Origin of the sequence: Gemella sp. 27098_8_155 (genome assembly GCF_041433725.1) — a bacterium.
GTDB classification, from domain to species: domain Bacteria; phylum Bacillota; class Bacilli; order Staphylococcales; family Gemellaceae; genus Gemella; species Gemella haemolysans_D.
This window is the reverse complement of the sequence record NZ_JAPWCA010000005.1, coordinates 70,799-88,490: the sequence shown is the minus strand read 5'-3', so window position 1 is coordinate 88,490 and position 17,692 is coordinate 70,799. Positions and strand designations below refer to the sequence as shown.

Annotated in this window: 19 protein-coding genes; 2 read left to right on the top strand and 17 right to left on the bottom strand. The window is 29.0% G+C overall.

The window, feature by feature from the left end; translation table 11 throughout:
• Positions 1-191: 191 nt before the first annotated feature.
• Both O5Y44_RS03685 and O5Y44_RS03680 read right to left on the bottom strand, forming a co-directional pair.
• Complete coding sequence (locus O5Y44_RS03685; RefSeq protein ID WP_271966410.1) at positions 192-872, bottom strand: response regulator; 681 nt, start codon at positions 870-872, stop codon at positions 192-194.
• 4 nt (positions 873-876) lie between these two features.
• Entirely contained in the window at positions 877-2,472 is a 1,596-nt protein-coding gene (locus O5Y44_RS03680; protein WP_271966411.1) for an ATP-binding protein, read from the bottom strand.
• Positions 2,473-2,850: 378 nt separating this feature from the next.
• On the opposite strand from O5Y44_RS03680, the gene O5Y44_RS03675 reads away from it, so the two are divergent.
• On the top strand, positions 2,851-4,254 hold the full coding sequence (locus O5Y44_RS03675) for an APC family permease (protein ID WP_271966412.1): 1,404 nt from the start codon (positions 2,851-2,853) through the stop codon (positions 4,252-4,254).
• A 186-nt stretch (positions 4,255-4,440) separates the two neighbouring features.
• The gene (locus tag O5Y44_RS03670) at positions 4,441-6,675 is read left to right on the top strand and encodes a hypothetical protein (RefSeq protein WP_271966413.1); all 2,235 of its coding nucleotides are present in this window, start codon (positions 4,441-4,443) and stop codon (positions 6,673-6,675) included.
• 317 nt (positions 6,676-6,992) lie between these two features.
• On the opposite strand, the gene trxB is transcribed toward O5Y44_RS03670, so the two are convergent.
• From trxB to O5Y44_RS03595, 15 genes are all read right to left on the bottom strand, one after another.
• Positions 6,993-7,916 carry a thioredoxin-disulfide reductase gene (gene trxB / locus O5Y44_RS03665; RefSeq protein WP_271966414.1) on the bottom strand — a complete coding sequence of 308 codons (924 nt, stop codon included), beginning with the start codon at positions 7,914-7,916 and terminating at the stop codon, positions 6,993-6,995.
• A 17-nt stretch (positions 7,917-7,933) separates the two neighbouring features.
• Positions 7,934-8,737 carry a prolipoprotein diacylglyceryl transferase gene (lgt, locus tag O5Y44_RS03660; RefSeq protein ID WP_371465564.1) on the bottom strand — a complete coding sequence of 268 codons (804 nt, stop codon included), beginning with the start codon at positions 8,735-8,737 and terminating at the stop codon, positions 7,934-7,936.
• Entirely contained in the window at positions 8,738-9,682 is a 945-nt protein-coding gene (gene hprK, locus O5Y44_RS03655) for an HPr(Ser) kinase/phosphatase (protein ID WP_271966416.1), read from the bottom strand.
• Between the two features lie 15 nt (positions 9,683-9,697).
• Entirely contained in the window at positions 9,698-10,090 is a 393-nt protein-coding gene (locus O5Y44_RS03650; RefSeq protein WP_271966417.1) for a phage holin family protein, read from the bottom strand.
• A gap of 83 nt (positions 10,091-10,173) precedes the next feature.
• Complete coding sequence (locus tag O5Y44_RS03645; RefSeq protein ID WP_271966418.1) at positions 10,174-11,100, bottom strand: manganese-dependent inorganic pyrophosphatase; 927 nt, start codon at positions 11,098-11,100, stop codon at positions 10,174-10,176.
• Positions 11,101-11,181: 81 nt separating this feature from the next.
• Complete coding sequence (msrA, locus tag O5Y44_RS03640) at positions 11,182-11,670, bottom strand: peptide-methionine (S)-S-oxide reductase MsrA (protein WP_271966419.1); 489 nt, start codon at positions 11,668-11,670, stop codon at positions 11,182-11,184.
• A gap of 219 nt (positions 11,671-11,889) precedes the next feature.
• A complete protein-coding gene (locus O5Y44_RS03635; RefSeq protein ID WP_271966420.1) occupies positions 11,890-12,792 on the bottom strand; it encodes a YihY/virulence factor BrkB family protein in 903 nt (300 codons plus the stop codon).
• 4 nt (positions 12,793-12,796) lie between these two features.
• Positions 12,797-13,045 carry a hypothetical protein gene (locus O5Y44_RS03630; RefSeq protein WP_271966421.1) on the bottom strand — a complete coding sequence of 83 codons (249 nt, stop codon included), beginning with the start codon at positions 13,043-13,045 and terminating at the stop codon, positions 12,797-12,799.
• 398 nt (positions 13,046-13,443) lie between these two features.
• Entirely contained in the window at positions 13,444-14,022 is a 579-nt protein-coding gene (locus O5Y44_RS03625) for a type IV pilus minor pilin ComGF family protein (protein ID WP_271966422.1), read from the bottom strand.
• Complete coding sequence (locus O5Y44_RS03620) at positions 14,000-14,284, bottom strand: type II secretion system protein (RefSeq protein ID WP_271966423.1); 285 nt, start codon at positions 14,282-14,284, stop codon at positions 14,000-14,002. Before O5Y44_RS03620 ends, O5Y44_RS03625 begins: the two co-directional genes overlap by 23 nt.
• Positions 14,274-14,714 carry a prepilin-type N-terminal cleavage/methylation domain-containing protein gene (locus O5Y44_RS03615; protein WP_271987001.1) on the bottom strand — a complete coding sequence of 147 codons (441 nt, stop codon included), beginning with the start codon at positions 14,712-14,714 and terminating at the stop codon, positions 14,274-14,276. The genes O5Y44_RS03620 and O5Y44_RS03615 overlap by 11 nt, the downstream gene beginning before the upstream one ends.
• Positions 14,689-15,021 carry a competence type IV pilus major pilin ComGC gene (comGC, locus tag O5Y44_RS03610; RefSeq protein WP_271964699.1) on the bottom strand — a complete coding sequence of 111 codons (333 nt, stop codon included), beginning with the start codon at positions 15,019-15,021 and terminating at the stop codon, positions 14,689-14,691. Before comGC ends, O5Y44_RS03615 begins: the two co-directional genes overlap by 26 nt.
• Before the next feature lie 10 nt (positions 15,022-15,031).
• A complete protein-coding gene (gene comGB, locus O5Y44_RS03605; protein ID WP_271964700.1) occupies positions 15,032-16,078 on the bottom strand; it encodes a competence type IV pilus assembly protein ComGB in 1,047 nt (348 codons plus the stop codon).
• Entirely contained in the window at positions 16,053-17,021 is a 969-nt protein-coding gene (gene comGA, locus O5Y44_RS03600) for a competence type IV pilus ATPase ComGA (RefSeq protein WP_371465562.1), read from the bottom strand. Before comGA ends, comGB begins: the two co-directional genes overlap by 26 nt.
• A gap of 142 nt (positions 17,022-17,163) precedes the next feature.
• Positions 17,164-17,526, bottom strand: coding sequence for a helix-turn-helix domain-containing protein (locus tag O5Y44_RS03595; protein ID WP_048802987.1), 363 nt, complete (start codon positions 17,524-17,526; stop codon positions 17,164-17,166).
• Positions 17,527-17,692 lie beyond the last annotated feature (166 nt).

Sequence of the window (17,692 nt, the reverse complement as noted above, 5' to 3'; positions counted from 1 at the left end):
TAATTTTCTAAATCAACCGAATTTGACAAAGAACCAAAATAACTAGAAAAACCTAAAATAAGCTTTTTTTAAAACTTAAATTAAATATTTCTAGTTATTTTTTATATTCCATTATCATAGATAATGTTTATTTTTTTGTCTTTTTCTGCAGCTATTTTTACTAATATAATATCTGCATTATATTGATACAGTTATAACATTTTATCAATCTTACTATCAGATACTACTGTAAATACTGATACAGGTCTTCCTGATGTGTAGTACTCAGCATCTTCACTTAGAACATTGATGTTAACGAGATGATTTAAATATTTTCTAATTGTAATTCTTGAAATATCTAAAGCATCTGCTACTTGTTGTGTTGTAAATCCTGTTTCTTGTTCTTTGATATTTTCTAATACTTTTTTCAATGTTATTCTAGATAGACCTTTTGGCAAGCTGTCTTCCTCTTCCTCAACTCTTCCAGAATTTAAGTAATCATCGATTAAATCTTGATTAATTTTCTCTTTAGATAATAGTTTCATATAATCTTGAACTTTATCTATTGCTTGAGAAAATCTTTCATATGTGAATGGTTTTACTAGATAATCTACTACCCCATTTGTTAACGCTGCTTCAACTGTTTGAACATCGTTTGCCGCTGTAATCATTATTATTGGATAACCTTTTAATTCCGGTAAAAATTCAATACCTTGTCCATCTGCTAAATAGTTATCTAAAATTATTAAATCAGTATCAGAATTTGCTAGAAACTCTTTAGCTTCCTCTAGTGTTGACACATGGTTTAGGTCATTAGATATTTCTTTTCTTTTAAAATATTCTTTGTGTATCATTGCTACCATTGGATCATCTTCAATTATTAGTATTTTCAATTTTTTATTCCTCCTCGATTGGTAATTCTATTGTAAATGTCGTTTTTCCTACTTCACTTTCCACGTCTATTAGTCCGTTATATTTTTTAACGATAGTATCAACGGCATTTAATCCATATCCTCTATTTTCTCCTTTAGTCGAATATCCTCTTTCAAATACATTCTCCAATTTATCTTTGCTAATACCACAACCATTGTCATACACTTTACAAAGTAATATATTTTCTTCGGTATTTAAGTATAGGTAAACTATAATTTTCCCGTCATTTTTACCTGACATTGATTCCATCGAATTATCAATCAGCACTCCTAGTATAATTAGTAATTCATTATATAACTCATCTAATCCTTCTTTATTTAAAAGCATTGAATCTGAATCTATTAATAGTGAAATACCTTTTTGTTTTGCTTCTCTAACTTTCGCCAGTAGGAATCCTGCTACAGATGGAACTTTAATACTTTCTGAAATATAACCTATTTTTTCGTGATAATCATCTTTTAAATATGCTATATATTTCTCAACTTCATCGTAAGATTTCATCTCTATTAAACCATGGAGTACATGAAGTTTATTCATGAAATGATGACTCTGTTCACGAAGACTATCATTATATTTCTCAGTGCCACTTAGCTCTGTGATTAATTTTTTCATTTCACTTTGGTCACGTAGAGTAATAACAGCACCATACAATTTATCATTTTGATAAATTGCATTTCTATTAACTAATACTTCTATATGGTTTAATACTATCAACTCATCACGACTGCTAACTTTGTCTTCTATTATAGATTTAAAGAATATTTGATAAAGTTCATCAGGAATAATTTCACCTTTTTTAACTTTTGAATACCCTGCTTTATCTAATAGCTGATTAGCGCTACTATTTTTCACTATTATTTTTTTATTTATATCAATCCCGATTATAGCTTCAGAAACATGATCTGATATTAGATTTTTTTCGATATAATTATATGCAATTTCTTCAGGTTCATAGTTTAGTAATACGCGCTTCAATCGTCTACTATACATTATGGCCATAATTATCGCAAACACTATACCTATCATTAATGAAAATAGAATTTTTTCTTGTGAATGTGCGATTTGTTTCTCTACTGTTTTCTTCGTATAACCAACACATACAACACCGACATTTTTACCATCTTCATCTTTAATAGCTGTAAAAAATCTTAATCCTTCCCCTAAATGACCAGATTGTTTACTATAGTGATCGCCGGCTGTAAATGTTAAACTGACATCTTCTATATTAGAAAACTTTCCACCTATAAACTGTTCCTTCGGATGACTATACCTTGTAAAAGTCTCGTCCATGATAACAACGAAGTCTGTTCCTGTTTCTTCCATTACCCTATTTGCAAATTTTTGAATCGCTAATGTTTTTCTATGATGTATAATATCGTCTTTTACCCGATAATCACTAGCTACTACTTTCGCAGTTGAATATATCTTTTGACGAATAATTTCATTTTCTCGTTGTTTTATATATTCTCTTACAAAAAAAGAAGTTACCAATAGGGATATGACTACCAAACTCGTCATTACTAACATTAACCTAGTTAATGTTCGTTGTTTTTTTTTCAAGTTTTTATCACTCCTCATATATTTTTAAAACTTTCTCTTGACATTATTAATTATAAAGTAAAATTACTATATTTTCAAGCAAACACTACTCTTTTAAACCTTAGTTATACTTTAAAATATCAAGATTATGAAAATATATTTTAATAATGTAAATTTTCATTTTAAATTTACATTATTTATTTTTTTATAACATTTTTATCTCACTACGAAATAAATATATTTATTGATATCATATAATATATTTATTAATTTACTATATAAAAAAATTTTAATCTAATTTATATTATTTTTACTTGAATAATTATGTATACTATGCTAGTATTTTAGTAATGCGAATTTTGCAGTAATTAGAAAAATTATATTATTAGGAGGTTCTTAATGGAGAAGGACGCAAAAAAGATATTTTGGTACACTCTAGCCTTCATGGCATTCTCTACGGTTTGGGCGTTCGGGAATGTTGTTAACGGATACTCTGAATTCGGCGGATTAAAATCTATAGTTTCTTGGGTTTTAATTTTTGTTATATACTTTATTCCGTATTCATTAATCGTTGGTGAGCTAGGTTCTACTTTTAAAGATGCAGGTGGAGGTGTTAGTTCTTGGATAAGTTCTACACATGGTAAATTACTTGCTTACTATACTGGATGGACAATGTGGGTAGTACACATGCCTTACATTTCACAAAAACCATCTCGTATTATCGCAGCATTTAGCTGGACAGTATTCCGTGATAATCGTATTAGTAAAATGAATATCACATATTTACAAATTGCTTCACTAGTAATTTTCTTAATTGCTTTATTCTTAGCAGCTCGTGGAGTTAACTTAATTAAGAAAATGGCTATGTTAGCTGGATCTTCAATGTTTATTATGTCATTATTATTCGTTGTTATGGCTATCACAGCACCATCAATTACTGGAGCAAAAACATTTAAAATCGATTGGTCATTAGATACATTCATGCCAACATTTGATATTAAATACATCACTTCGATTGCTATATTAGTCTTTGCAGTTGGTGGTTGTGAGAAGATTTCACCTTATGTTAATAAGATGAAAAACCCTTCTAAAGACTTCCCACGTGGAATGATCGCCTTAGTTATTATGGTTTGTACAACAGCTATCTTAGGTACATTTGCCCTTGCGTTAATGTTTGATACAAATAATATCCCTAAAGACTTACTTACTAACGGAACTTACTATGCTTTCCAAACTTTAGGTAATTATTACGGTGTTGGTAACTTATTCTTAGTTATCTATGCAATAGTTGATTTAATCGGACAAATTTCTGTTGTTATTATCTCAATCGATGCACCACTTCGTATGTTATTAAGTAGTGCAGACGAGAAATATATTCCTAAGAAATTATTAGTTAAGAACGAAAATGATGTTTATGTAAATGGTCTAAAACTTGTAGGAGTTATCGTTTCTATCTTACTAATTATCCCTATGTTCGGAATTAAAGAAGTTAATGATTTATTCAGATGGTTGGTTAAACTTAATGCTGTTACTATGCCATTACGTTACCTATGGGTATTTGCCGCATATATCTTCTTGAAAAAATCAGCTGAAAAATTCCAATCTGAATACAAATTTGTTAAGAATAAATTTGTAGGTATGGGACTTGGGGCTTGGTGTTTCTTCTTAACTGCTTTTGCTTGTATTTCAGGTATGTATACACCAGAAAGTATATTCCAAACAGTTATGAACATTGCAACTCCAATCGTTCTACTTTCATTAGGATTAATCATGCCTTACTTAGCAAGAAAAAATAACAAATAATATCTATTAAATAAGAAGTAACTTGAAACATTAGTTACTTCTTATTTTTTATTCTCTTTTTCTCTAATATAATGTGAAATTTATAATTTTTATAGTTATTTTTAGATTATATTTCCCCTCCAATTCTTGATTTTCTTTAAAAAACTTTTTATAATATTAATTATAAGATAACAAGGAGAAATGTTTATGAATAAAAATAATAATAATTCGCCAACTAACAACAATAATCAAAATGATAATTATGAAAATTATAATCAAAATAGTGAACAAAATTATAATGAATATTATCAAAATAATAACCAATATTATAATCAAAATTCAAATCAATACTTTGAACAAGATCCTAATCTAGGAAACTATAATCAACAGTACAATAATTATAATCAAGAATATAACAACTACAACCAAAATTATTATAATAACCAAAATTATAACAACTATAATCAAGATTATAGTCAATATAATTCTCAAGGTAATTTTGGACAAGAACAATATTCAAATGATTATAACTACAACACTCAAAATACAAATCAGTATTATAATAATTATCAACAAGATAATTCTCAGAACTTCAGTTATTCTGAACAAAGTAATACACAAAATAACTATAATCAAAACTATCAACAAGATACTTTTAATTATACTCAACAAAATACTAATGCGCAAACTAACTATGAGCAAGATTATCAAGTGAATAATAATCAGAACCTTAACTATTCAGACCAAGATAAAACACAAGTAAACTATAATCAAGGTTATCAACAAAGTAATACTACAAGTTCTTATGGTAGTTACAATCAAGCGTCTGCTTCAAATGAACAAAAAGCTGTTGAAAATTATAATGTAAATCAGACAAGATCAAATAATACTGATTCGCAAGTAAATACTCAAACTTATAGTTCTACTCAACAAAGTTATTCAGGAAATTATCAACAAAATTCTTATCAAAATCAAAACATTCAAAATAGAGAGAATATCCCTCCTATTCCTCCAGTTATGAATCCAAAGAATTTAAACAATTCTCCTAAACAACCTAAGAAAAAACCAAAAGGGAAATTAGTCGCAACCATCTCATCTGTACTAGCTTTACTATTACTTGCTGGTGGTGGATATTATTATTACTCTAAACATTCTAAACCAAAAGTAGTAAATGAGAATGAAATATATGGAACAATTATTCAAAAATATAAAGATGCTATTAACAATCCTGACAATGCAGATAGCTCTATTAATGTTGAAGCATTAAAAGCTGCTCTTAAAGAGAAGAAAAATGATGATTATATTAAATATGTTTTCTACGATATCGATGGTAATGGTAGAAAAGAACTTATTATTTCTAGAAATGATAAACCTAATAATCCATTCGATATTTATACATTTGATAAAAAACATAAAGTTATAAGATTATTTAATCCTGAGACTATCGACAGTGCTATTCTTAATAAACTTGGTGTCGATGGTTCTAATAACAACTCTGGTTCAGCAGTATTTAAAGATAAAACTATAAGAATTAGAAAATTTGATAAAGATACAGGAGAATATAATTTCTTAAAATTCTCTAAAGATGGAGATAAATTGGAAAAAACAAATGTCATTACTTTCACTGGTCTAGATGCTGATGACAGTAAATACAAAGACATTACAAATAATAAAGAATACAATTCTAAGAAAGAATTTAATGATACTTTCCCTATTGCCGAAGTGATGAAATTTGATAATGAAAATTGGCAATCAGTGAAGAAATTCGGAGAAAGTTCTTCTAACGATAACAATGATAAAAAAGAAGAGAAAAAAGACAATAATCAACGTAAGAAACCCGATAACTACGAAACTGCTTATGCTAGTGTACTAAAAAATTATAAAGATGCTATAAGTAGCGGTAAAAATGATGCTAAAGATGTTAATACAGTAGCTATCACTAATTATAAAGTTTTTGGTGAAAAACAAGTTGGTAATAGCTTCCTAAACTACGGATTCTTCGACATAAATGGTGACGGAATTGATGAACTATTACTATTCACTGAAGCAAGCAAAGATAAACCAAATGAGTATAGTCCAATGGATGTCTACACTCTAGATAAAGACAATAAAGTAGTACGTATTACTCCTGAACGTGTAAATGGAGAAAGAACAACTCTTTCTATAACTAAGGATAAAATATTCCAAGTATATGGTTCAGGTGGTGCAAAAGTCCATGGTTATACATTCTATAAACTAAACAATGATGGTTTAGCTCTTGAAAAAACAGATGCTTTTGATTTCGATGCTGAAACTAATTCAAAAGTTTATAAGAGATCATATCCTTCTGGTAAAAACGAAGAAATCCCAGTAAATGATTTTAGAGATAAAATGGTAAATCCTAATAATCACATGAAATTTGATTTCGGAAAACGTAAGAGTATTTTCGATTACAAAGGATAAAATATAAAATATTAAAAACTGTGGTTCTTAATAGTTCCACAGTTTTTTCTCAAGATAAGGGACTGATCCAAAAGGCCTAAAATTTAACAAAGTTCATATGAGAATACATAGACGCAGTGGTTTATTGATATCTAAATTCGCTTTATAAAAGCTTTTTAGATATCTAATAAACTGTGCGGGAGTGACTCTAAAAAATTGATTTCTCAGAAATCACGATTTTTGAGTCACTCCTTTTTACTTAAGGTAAGTTGTAAAATATAGTGCTGAAATTAAATAAAAGAAGAGGGGCTCTAAGTTGAACCTCTCTTCTTTAGCTATTATTCTAAACCTTCTACATAACTATACGCGCTTTGAGCTGCAATAGCACCATCAGAAGCTGCTGTGATTACTTGGCGAATTTCTTTTACTCGAACATCACCAGCTGCAAAGATTCCTGGTACTGCTGATTCTAATCTTTCGTTAGTTGGAATATAACCAGCTTCATCAGTAATTCCTAAATCTCTGAAGTCTTGTGTTTGTGGTAACATACCAACATAGATAAACACACCATCAGCTGGAATTGAACTTTCTTCTCCAGTTTTTACATTTCTGATTTCAATTGATGAAACTTTTCTTTCACCTTTGATTTCATATGCAACACTGTCCCATACAAATTCGATATTTTCTTTAGCAAATGCTCTGTCTTGAAGAATTTTTTGTGCACGTAGTTCATCACGTCTGTGAACAATAGTAACTTTTGCTGCTAGATTAGAAAGATATAAAGCTTCTTCTACCGCTGAATCTCCTCCACCGATAACTACCACTTCTTTGTTTCTAAAGAATGCACCATCACATACCGCACAGTAACTTACACCTTTTCCTGAAAATTGTTCTTCTCCAGGAACGCCAAGATTTCTGTGCTCTGAACCTGTTGCAATAATTATTGATTTAGCAACATATTCTTTTTCTCCTGCAACAACATATTTAAGTCCGTCTTTTTCACCAACTTTTGTGATATTACCAAAAGAAAATTCTGTTCCGAATTTTTTAGAGTGTTCGAACATTTTTTCTGATAGTTCAGGACCTGTTACCATTTCATATCCTGTGTAGTTTTCAATTTCTTCTGTTGAAAGCATTTGACCACCTGGATATTTTCTTTCTAACATCAACACTGACATATTAGCACGTGATGCGTAGATTGAAGCTGTCATACCTGCTGGACCCGCTCCAACGATAATTAAGTCATAAATTTTTTCTGACATATTTTCCACCTTCTTTATTATGATTCTCTATACAAAATCTTCTTATCTTTGAATTTTGTATTAAGCACTATTAAGTATATCAGACTTCCTACCACAAATACTAGCGAAAGGACTTGAGATACTCTAAGATTTCCGATATAAAGTGAGTCTGTTCTCATTCCTTCAACAATAAACCTCTCTACTCCATATAAAATCAAATATGATGCAAAGACTTCACTTTGAGCTAATTTATTACGTATTAATAATAGTATTACTAGTGCTATTAGACACCATAAACTTTCATATAAGAATGTTGGTTGACGATATGCACCATCAATGTACATGTTCTCAATAATGAAGTTCGGTATAAATCTGTTTTCTAAATATTGTTTAGTAACTATTTCTCCATATGCTTCATGGTTGAAGAAGTTCCCCCAACGTCCTAACATTTGTCCTACTAATAAGCTTGGAGCTATTATATCTAATAATTTGATTATCTTAACCCCTCTTCTTCTAGCAAAAAAGTAAAGTACTAAAAATCCTCCAATTAAACCTCCATAGATGGCTATTCCACCATCCCAAATAGCTATCATACTACTAAAGTCACCTGCATAATATTCCCATCTAAATATTACATAGTATGCACGAGCAAAGATGAATGCTATTGGCAATGCTATTAGCAATAAATCTAACATTGTATCTTGTTTTAATCCACGTTTAGTAGCTTCTCTATCTGCAAGCAAGTACGCAAAAAATACTGTTGTTGCAATTATTATTCCATACCAATATACGGGCTTTGAAAATAGATGAAATGCAACTGGATCTAAGAATCCTAATGTCATTTAGTTCACCCCATTATTCTTATTATTTTGTTTTATTTCTGCTGCTAATTTTGAGGTAAACTCTTTAGCAGTGTTAATTCCCATTTGATTTAATCTGTAGTTCATGGCAGCTGATTCAATAATGATAGCTACATTTCGTCCAGGTCTTACTGGGATAGTTTTCTTTTCTATTTGTGAATTAAGGATTTCTCTACGTTCATCTCCTAATCCTATACGATCGTATTGTTTTTGATCATTCCATGTTTCCAGGTGAATATTAAGTTGTAATCTTTTATCACTTCGTACCGCACCAGTACCGAATAATGTCATTACGTTTATAATACCTAAACCACGAATTTCTAATAAGTGTTTTATAAGAGTTGATTCACAGCTTCCTATTAAGAAACCTTGTTCAATTTCTTTTATATCAACTCTATCATCAGCTACTAATCTGTGACCACGTTTTATAAGTTCTAGAGCTATTTCACTCTTACCTATTCCACTTTCTCCTGTTATTAATACACCAATACCATAAACTTCGATAAATACACCATGAACTGAAGTCGTAGGTGCAAAAACCTTTTGAAGATAATTAGTAATATTACCCATTAGTTTTGTCGTATCTTGTTTACTTCTTAATACGGGGGTATCATATTTATCTGCTGCTTCTTTAAGTTCTTCAGGAACTTCTAGATCACGTGAGATTATAATACATGGAGTTATTCTTGTACAAAGCATACGCATTCTTGATTTTTTTTCAATTTTTGGAATTAGTTTAAAAAATGATAATTCACTAGTCCCTAGAATTTGTACTCTCTGTGGTGAATAATGAGAGAAATATCCTGCAAGTTGCAAGGCTGGACGAGATAACTCTTCTGTTGTTATCTCCCTATCTAATCCTTTTTCACCACTAACAATTTCTAGATTTAAAATTTCTACAAGATCTTTAGTCGTAATTTTTGGCATAATTATTATTTCCTTTTATTTATTTTTGAATGTTCTAATTATTATTTTTCTATCATTTGTATTTAATATAAAATTAAATAGCATAATAATTATCACCAAACCAAATGCTGTCCAAAAAGACATTATCTCAAAATGTGGTGATAATATAAAAGAAACTAAATACACTAATAACGTCCTTACTAATAGTGAAAAAAGTCCAAAACTAAATATTGTTATCATTATACTAATCAACAATAATGGTCGAATCAGCACAAATAAAATCGTAATGAGCAATGCTCCAAGAAAACCATATACTGGATGATCAACTCGTAAACTTCCTTTAGTCAAACCAGAAAAGGCAATTACAATAAATGTATTTAATATGACCTTTTTTATTATAGGCCAATATAATGTTTTAAATATATGCATATTTTTCCTTCTTGTTTATTATTTAAATAAAGTAGAAAGTGAGAAACATTGCCCTCACTTTCTTAAACATTATTTTTTAGTAATTATTTTGAAAACTCTTCTGTAATTTGAGGAACTACTTGTTTTTTACGAGATACAACACCTTCTAGTGTCATAAAGTCATTTTCTAGAGTTTTTCCAAATGCAGCAGCTACTTTATCTTGTTTATTACCTAATACTAATACTTCAGAATCTGAAGTTAAGATATTTGTGATTACAAACACGTATGCTGATAATCCTTTAGAATCTAATTCTGATTTAATAGCTGTTTCTAATTCTGCTTTTCTTTCAGCTACTTCATTAGCATCTACAGTATTAATTTGAGCTACTACAAGTTTATCTTCACCTAAAACGAACTCTTTAGCATCTAGTGAAATTAAAGTTTCAGCAGTTTTATCAGTTGTTGAAGCCCCTGCTTTTAACATAGCTAATCCGTATTCTTCTAAGTTAACTTCTGCGATAGTTGCTAATTCTTCTGCTGCTACTTTATCACGTAATGTACATGTTGGTGATTTGAATAATAATGAATCAGAAATAATAGCTGATAACATTAATCCTGCCATTTGTTTATCAATGTGAACACTTTGTTCTTCATAGATTTTTTTTAGGATTGTAGCTGTACATCCTAGTGGCTCTGCACGGTAGTAAAGTGGAGCTGCAGTTTCGAAGTTAGCGATACGGTGGTGGTCGATTACTTCACGAATTACCGCTTTTTCAATTCCATTAACTGATTGTTGGAATTCGTTGTGGTCAACTAAAATAACTTGTTGTCCTTCTGCTACTTCTTCAACTAAACGTGGTTCAAAAACGTTGAAATGCTCAAGTGCATATCTAGTTTCGTCATTGATTTCTCCAAGTCTTACAGCTTCTGTATCCATTCCTTGAATTCTTTTTAAGTTGTTGTATACGATACTTGAACAAATTGTATCAGTATCTGGATTTTTATGTCCAAAAATTAAAATATTTGTCATTTTATAACTCCTTATTTTCTTATTTATACCTAATTATATTTTACCTTTTTTTAGTGATTATTTCAAACTTATTTTAATAAATTATAAGCTTTTTTTCGCTAAACTTAAGTCTACGTGACAGTATCCTGTAGGGTTTTTTTCTAAATATTTTTGGTGATACTCTTCAGCATCGATATAATTATTTACCGCTTCTACTTCTACAGCGATTTTCTTAGTATAATTTTTTTGTAGTTCTTCTATAAACTTAATAGCTTCGTCTCTTGTTTCTTCGTCTACGTAGTATATACCTGTTCTGTATTGACGACCTCTATCTCCACCTTGTTTATTAACACTTACTGGATCAATAATTCTAAAATAATGACGAAGTACATCATTTAATGGTAATACTGAGTTATCATATGTTAAGTGAATTACTTCTGCGTGATCTGTAGCTTTTATATTTTGATAAGTAGTTTCTGCAGTCTGACCATTACTATATCCAACTTTTGTAGATAATACTCCATCAAGTTGGGCAAAGTAGCCTTCTACTCCCCAGAAACATCCACCCGCTAAATATATTTCTTTTTTCATGGTTTAGTTCCTCTCAATCTATAATCAAATTTCAAAATTTATTTAACTACAATTATACTATAAAACGTTAACTTTTAATATAATTATGCACTTACATTCTTCGCTAATTGCAACTAATATTTCACAATTAAACTATATTTATAAAACTTACATAAATAAAGACAAGTACATATTAAAAAATTGTACTTGTCTATTAAATGAATTTTGTCTATTTATTTTCTATTCTATAGTATGTGTCTCTTCAAATACTCTATGTTCAACTCTATAATTATGGAATATCGCATTTATTTCTGCTCCGATAATTAGTATATATCCTGTAATATATAACCAAATAATGAATGCCATAAAAGCTCCGATTGTTCCATATGTTTTAATATAGCTAGAAAAATGATCTATATAGTATCCAAATAATCTACTTACTAAAGTCCAAGAAATTGTAGAAAATATTGCTCCTGGTAAAATGCTAATAGCTTTTAGTTTTAAGTTTGGTCCCATTATATATAAAAATACAAATACTATAAATATAAATAATATCGGGAAACTGTAGTTTAAAACTGACCATAGATTATAAAAACCTTCGTCTAGATTAAATTTATGGAACAGTAAGTATGTAAGTTGTTTTCCAAATACGACTAGCGCAAGAACTACGAACATTCCTACTAAAAATAATGCTGTTATAACAACACTTATGAATTTTGTTACTATCCATATTCTTCCATCTCGAACTCTAAAGGCATTATTAAAGGCAATAATGATTCCATAAATACCACTAGAAGCTGACCATAAGGTGAATACAATCCCCACTGTGATAATCGTATTGTTCTTATTATTTAATACTTCAGAAATCATATCAAAAAGATAGTCACCCAAATCACCAGGTGCAAAGCTATGAATTTTCTCTAATAGAAATTGTTGGTCAATTTTAAAATATGGTGTTAAAGCTAACGCAACAATCAACATTGGAAATAATGATAGAATAAAATAATAACTTAAATTTGCAGATAGTAATGATATTTCATCATACATAAGACGATAATACATTTCTTTTACAAATTTCTTTAACGTTAATTTCCCTTTAGGATTTTCTTCGTAGAAAGAATAGTTTTTTTCTGGTATAAACATAATCTTATAAAATAAATTTAGCTACAGTCTTTGCAGCTTTATAATACATTGGTAATGAAGATACTGAAAGTATGTTTAAACCTCCAACAGGAAACTTAGATTTTCCTGTTACAACATATCCTTTTTCTTCTAAATACTTTTTAGCTTCTTCTACTTTTGCACGTTCTTCTGAACTAAGATTTTCTTTTTTGTGAAATACAGTAGCTGCTAATGCTCCAGCACCTACTAGTCCTAACAATAATTTTTTACCCATTAAGATCTCCTTAAAATTTAATTTTAAATTTTTGACAATATAATAATATTTTAAACCATTTAGTTAAACAAAGCAACAAATATTATAATTTTCTATGATACTAATTAATTTACATTAAAACATATCTTGATCTACTAGAAATTAATTAACATATAACAACAAAACATCCTAACCTCATAATTTGAGATTAGGATGCCTACATATTATTTAGATTTACTATTTTCTTGAAGTTGCTGTACTATTTTCTTATCATAATAATCGTTCAAATTTTTTAAACTATACATTTTATTTATGTATATTCCTACTATGCTAAAAAGGACTGTTATTACTAACAAGGTTACTAATAGCGAGGCGACTATGGCATTTGCTTTTTTATGATTTATTCTAAAGTTCATAGTTTACTCACCTTCTTTATTATGTTCATTATGATCATGTTCTTCATCTTTATTTTTATTTTCTTTTTCCTCTTTAGCTTTTTCTTCTTTCTCTTTCTTTTCTTTTTCTTTCTCTTTGTCAGTTTTTTCATCTTTGACTTTTAAAAACATCTCTCGTACGTGATCACTTTTATCAACAATTGAAACATGTATTATGTCATTTTCTTGTGATAAAGAATAACTCTTCATATTTTTTAAAACAAGAATATATCCTGCAAAGTTATTAGAATCTTTGAACTTATCTATATATATCCTACCACCTCTAAAGTTTATCCTTACATCCTCTACATCATCTTTACTTTTCATTAAGATGTAATTACTTTCTTGATAAACTTTAGCACTATTGTTATACGTTTCTAATATTTTCTTATGAGCAAGAGCATATTCGTAATTAGAATAATCTAGAAATCTTTTTGAAGTCATCATAGTTGTTTGTATTATTAACATAAGTAGTAAAGTTAAAATTATCAATAGAAACAGTGATATAGTTAATTCTAGCAAGGTAAAAGCTTTTTTATTCTTAACTATAGCTAATTTTTTCACCAGTATGTTCATCCTCTATTCTAGCTGATTTTTCGTTTACACTTATGTAATAGTCACCTCTTGTCACTGTGAACGTGTGATCTTTGTAATGACTACAAATCTCCTCATATAATATTTCCTTCATTTCTAATTCTTTTTCTATCTTATTTAGATTTGAGTATTGGCGAACCATATTCGGAACCAAAAACACGAATAATAATGAGCATATAAACAACGCCCCTATCATTTCAACAAAGGTAAACGCTTCTTTGTTATACTTCATCCAGTGTTATGTATCCGGTATCTAAATGAACAATAATTCTATATCTACTATTATCAAACTGTACATCTACAGTATTTGCCTTAGATACTAGATTTCCCTTCCTATATTCAAATGTAACCGAGGCTCCTCCTAATTTTGGTTTTCCTACTCTTTTAATTTTTTTCCAATGCTCATGATCATCATAAAATGTATCGTACTTATCATCGTTCACAAAAAAGATGATAAATGTTCTTCTTTCATTCAAGCTTCTTGTTTGTACATTGTATATTTCAGAAACAAGCTCATTAACCGCTAATCTTTCTTGATATTTTTCATAGGTGTTTATTGATATTCTAGATAATATTATTACTATTATACTTACAATCATTAATACAGCTAACATTTCTACCAAAGAAAATGCCCCGTTATTTTTGTAATGTTGCTTTACCATTGGCTATTACTATTTTTTTACCATTTGGTGCTGTACTAGCTTTGTCTGCTGGGCCATCTAAATAATGTTTTTCCACTAGTTTTTCGAAAGTAACATCTTTATCTTTTTCATTAATTTCATAAGCTGTTACTTGGGATTGGACTGTTTTTTCATAAGCTTCAGAGCTTTTATCTTTTGCAGTGTCTATATTCTTAGTAATATTGGGTATTATAAGAATTAGAAGTATTGCGATTATAAATAGCACGATCAACATCTCTATAAGTGTGAACGCTTCTTTGTTTTTTAACCTTTTAATAATATTTTCCATATATTCCTCCTTATCTAAGAGAGCTAGCCATATTAAATATCGGTAAAAGAATAACCATGTACAATCCGACAATAACTACGGCTAAAATACCAAATAAAATAGGTTGTAACTTTTTCAAGTTTTTATCTAACGATGTTAGAAAAGTATCTAGCATCAATTCACTAAATAGTTTTAATTCTTTATCAATCAAACCATTATTTTTTCCATGGCTTACAAATTTTCTCATAGATTTATCAAAGTATTTAATTTTTCCGATTGCATCCTCGAAACCTATACCTTGATCTAACTCATTTAAAATATCTTTAGAAAAGAGCGTTAAATAATAATCATAGTCTTCTTCAACCATGACTTCTAAAGCTGTTTTTAAAGAAAATCCACTCATAAGAAATAAACTTAATTCCATAGAAAATCTGTAAGAAAAATATAATTTAGAATAGTTCCTTACTTTAGGAATGTATAAAAGAGATTTTAAAAATAGGTTTGGTTTATATTTAATTGTATAAAAGGTATATCCTATACATATTAGTATAAGTAAAAAAATAATTGAAATAATTTTTGGAATGTAATATAGTGATTTGATTAATATAATAGTTTGGAGATCCATCTTAATATTAGATGAAGTATAGATGTTCTCAAATTGTGGAATTACTAGCGCATTAAACACCATAATTAGGCATATTAATGTGAGTGTTAAAAATAGTGGATATCGTAGAGTTTTTATTACCTTTTCTTGTTGTATTTTTTTTATTTTTAGATATGTTTCAACTTCGAGTAACATATCTTCTATTCGACCATAATCTTCAGCAAATTTTATTTTACTAACAATTAGTTGTGAATAACCAAGATATCCCAATATATCGGATAATTTACTTCCGTTAGAGAGTTTTTCTTTTATCTTTTTAATTTCGTCATCAGCAACTTCATATTGAATAAGTAAAAATTCTAAAGAATCCTCTAGCATATATCCATGATCAATTAATTCATATAGACGTTTTATAAAATATATTTTATTCTCTTTGTCTAGAGCTTTTTTAATATCCCCATTTTTCTTTTTCATCAGTAGTGATCAATCCCTTCTCACACGCTAATTGAAATTTTTGCTCTAAAGAGTTTGCAATAATCTTATTATTATCTATATAATCATGAATATTTTCTTTTTTCAATATTTCGGTTACTAATCCTCTTTTTCCATTTGTTAAGTTGACCAATCTTTGAGAAATAATACAAATTATGGTCTGCTTAATATCTTCTAGTGACAGGTTTAAATCTTTCAATCGATTAATTACACCTATAGAATTTTCTGCATGAATTGTACTTAATACTAAATGACCCGAAAAAGATGAGGTAATAACTTGACTCGCTGTTTTAAAATCTCTGATCTCACCGATTACCATTGCATCTGGATCACATCGTAAGATAGATTTTAAAGCATTATCATAATTTATTCCCGCTTTTTCATTCACTTGCATTTGTATTAAAGTTGGTATATTTTTCTCTACAGGATCTTCTACAGTAATTACCTGTTTATCCCTATTAGCAAGTTCACTTGCTAGTTTATACATTGATGTTGATTTTCCGCTTCCTGTTGGTCCTGAAAATAGTATCAAACCATAGGCTCTTTTAGAAAGATCATTTATAAAGTTATTATCTTCCTCAAAGATACTGTAATCAACATCTTCTAATTCATTAATAAAAATCCTCACTACACATCCTTCATTAAGTTCACTTAACGGCAAGGTAGAAACGCGTAAAAAATAATCTTTTTCGTTATAGTAATAAACGAAACGACCACTTTGAGGTTCTTTATTTCTTGAAATATCTATGTTGGCATTAAATTTCAACAAAGATATAATCTGTTCAATCTCCCTATTGGTAAATTTTTCATATTTACTCAGGTGTCCATTCACTCTGAGTTGTATAAAGGAATCCCCTGATATATGTGGATATATATGGATATCACTGGCTCTTTTTTCTATTGATTCGTTAATTATACGATTCATTAAAAGCTTTACATCAATAGTTACCACCCCATTTCCTAAAGAAAAGGAAAATATAGGCTAGGTATTACTACTTAGCCTATATTTAAAAACTATTAATTTAACTTACTACATTATAACTCTATAGCCTAAGTATTTGAGTCTGTTATAGATTTATATTTCTAGAAAAAGAATATCCCCTAAATCTTCTCAAAACTTCTTCTACTAATTTACAATCCTCACTATCAAGTGACTTAATCATATCAATTACTTCAAAGTGAGTATCTGCCAACTCATCTGGTTCCCCTTTTTCTGTTTTATACCCCACAAGTTCATCTATAGAAACGTTATATAGTTTCGCAATAGATACTAGTGTCGCTACATTAGGTTCGTTTCTACCGTATTCCCAGTTAGCATAAACACCATGAGATGATAACTCTAGTTTATCTGCTACAGTTGACATAGAGTAATTGTTCATTTTTCGAAGTTTTTTCAAGTTTTGTGCCAGTAATGTTCCTTTATTCTTCAAAGTAATCCTCCTTTCTCATCTATAACTATTATACCTTTTTTTTTATAAAAAATCAAATTAAATTATAAATTTTCGAACCTTTTTTTTATACTAATATAAAATACAGTTTGTAAATTATGTGTAATTTTTACAGAAATATTAGTATAAACTCTGATATGTCAACCTT

Coding starts and splice junctions, on each gene's coding strand:
- O5Y44_RS03675 (WP_271966412.1), top strand. CDS start 2,851: ATGGAGAAGGACGCAAAAAAGATATTTTGGTACACTCTAGCCTTCATG.
- O5Y44_RS03670 (WP_271966413.1), top strand. CDS start 4,441: ATGAATAAAAATAATAATAATTCGCCAACTAACAACAATAATCAAAAT.
- trxB (WP_271966414.1), bottom strand. CDS start 7,916: ATGTCAGAAAAAATTTATGACTTAATTATCGTTGGAGCGGGTCCAGCA.
- lgt (WP_371465564.1), bottom strand. CDS start 8,737: ATGACATTAGGATTCTTAGATCCAGTTGCATTTCATCTATTTTCAAAG.
- hprK (WP_271966416.1), bottom strand. CDS start 9,682: ATGCCAAAAATTACGACTAAAGATCTTGTAGAAATTTTAAATCTAGAA.
- O5Y44_RS03650 (WP_271966417.1), bottom strand. CDS start 10,090: ATGCATATATTTAAAACATTATATTGGCCTATAATAAAAAAGGTCATA.
- O5Y44_RS03645 (WP_271966418.1), bottom strand. CDS start 11,100: ATGACAAATATTTTAATTTTTGGACATAAAAATCCAGATACTGATACA.
- msrA (WP_271966419.1), bottom strand. CDS start 11,670: ATGAAAAAAGAAATATATTTAGCGGGTGGATGTTTCTGGGGAGTAGAA.
- O5Y44_RS03635 (WP_271966420.1), bottom strand. CDS start 12,792: ATGTTTATACCAGAAAAAAACTATTCTTTCTACGAAGAAAATCCTAAA.
- O5Y44_RS03630 (WP_271966421.1), bottom strand. CDS start 13,045: ATGGGTAAAAAATTATTGTTAGGACTAGTAGGTGCTGGAGCATTAGCA.
- O5Y44_RS03620 (WP_271966423.1), bottom strand. CDS start 14,284: ATGAAGTATAACAAAGAAGCGTTTACCTTTGTTGAAATGATAGGGGCG.
- O5Y44_RS03615 (WP_271987001.1), bottom strand. CDS start 14,714: ATGGTAAAGCAACATTACAAAAATAACGGGGCATTTTCTTTGGTAGAA.
- comGC (WP_271964699.1), bottom strand. CDS start 15,021: ATGGAAAATATTATTAAAAGGTTAAAAAACAAAGAAGCGTTCACACTT.
- comGB (WP_271964700.1), bottom strand. CDS start 16,078: ATGAAAAAGAAAAATGGGGATATTAAAAAAGCTCTAGACAAAGAGAAT.
- comGA (WP_371465562.1), bottom strand. CDS start 17,021: ATGAATCGTATAATTAACGAATCAATAGAAAAAAGAGCCAGTGATATC.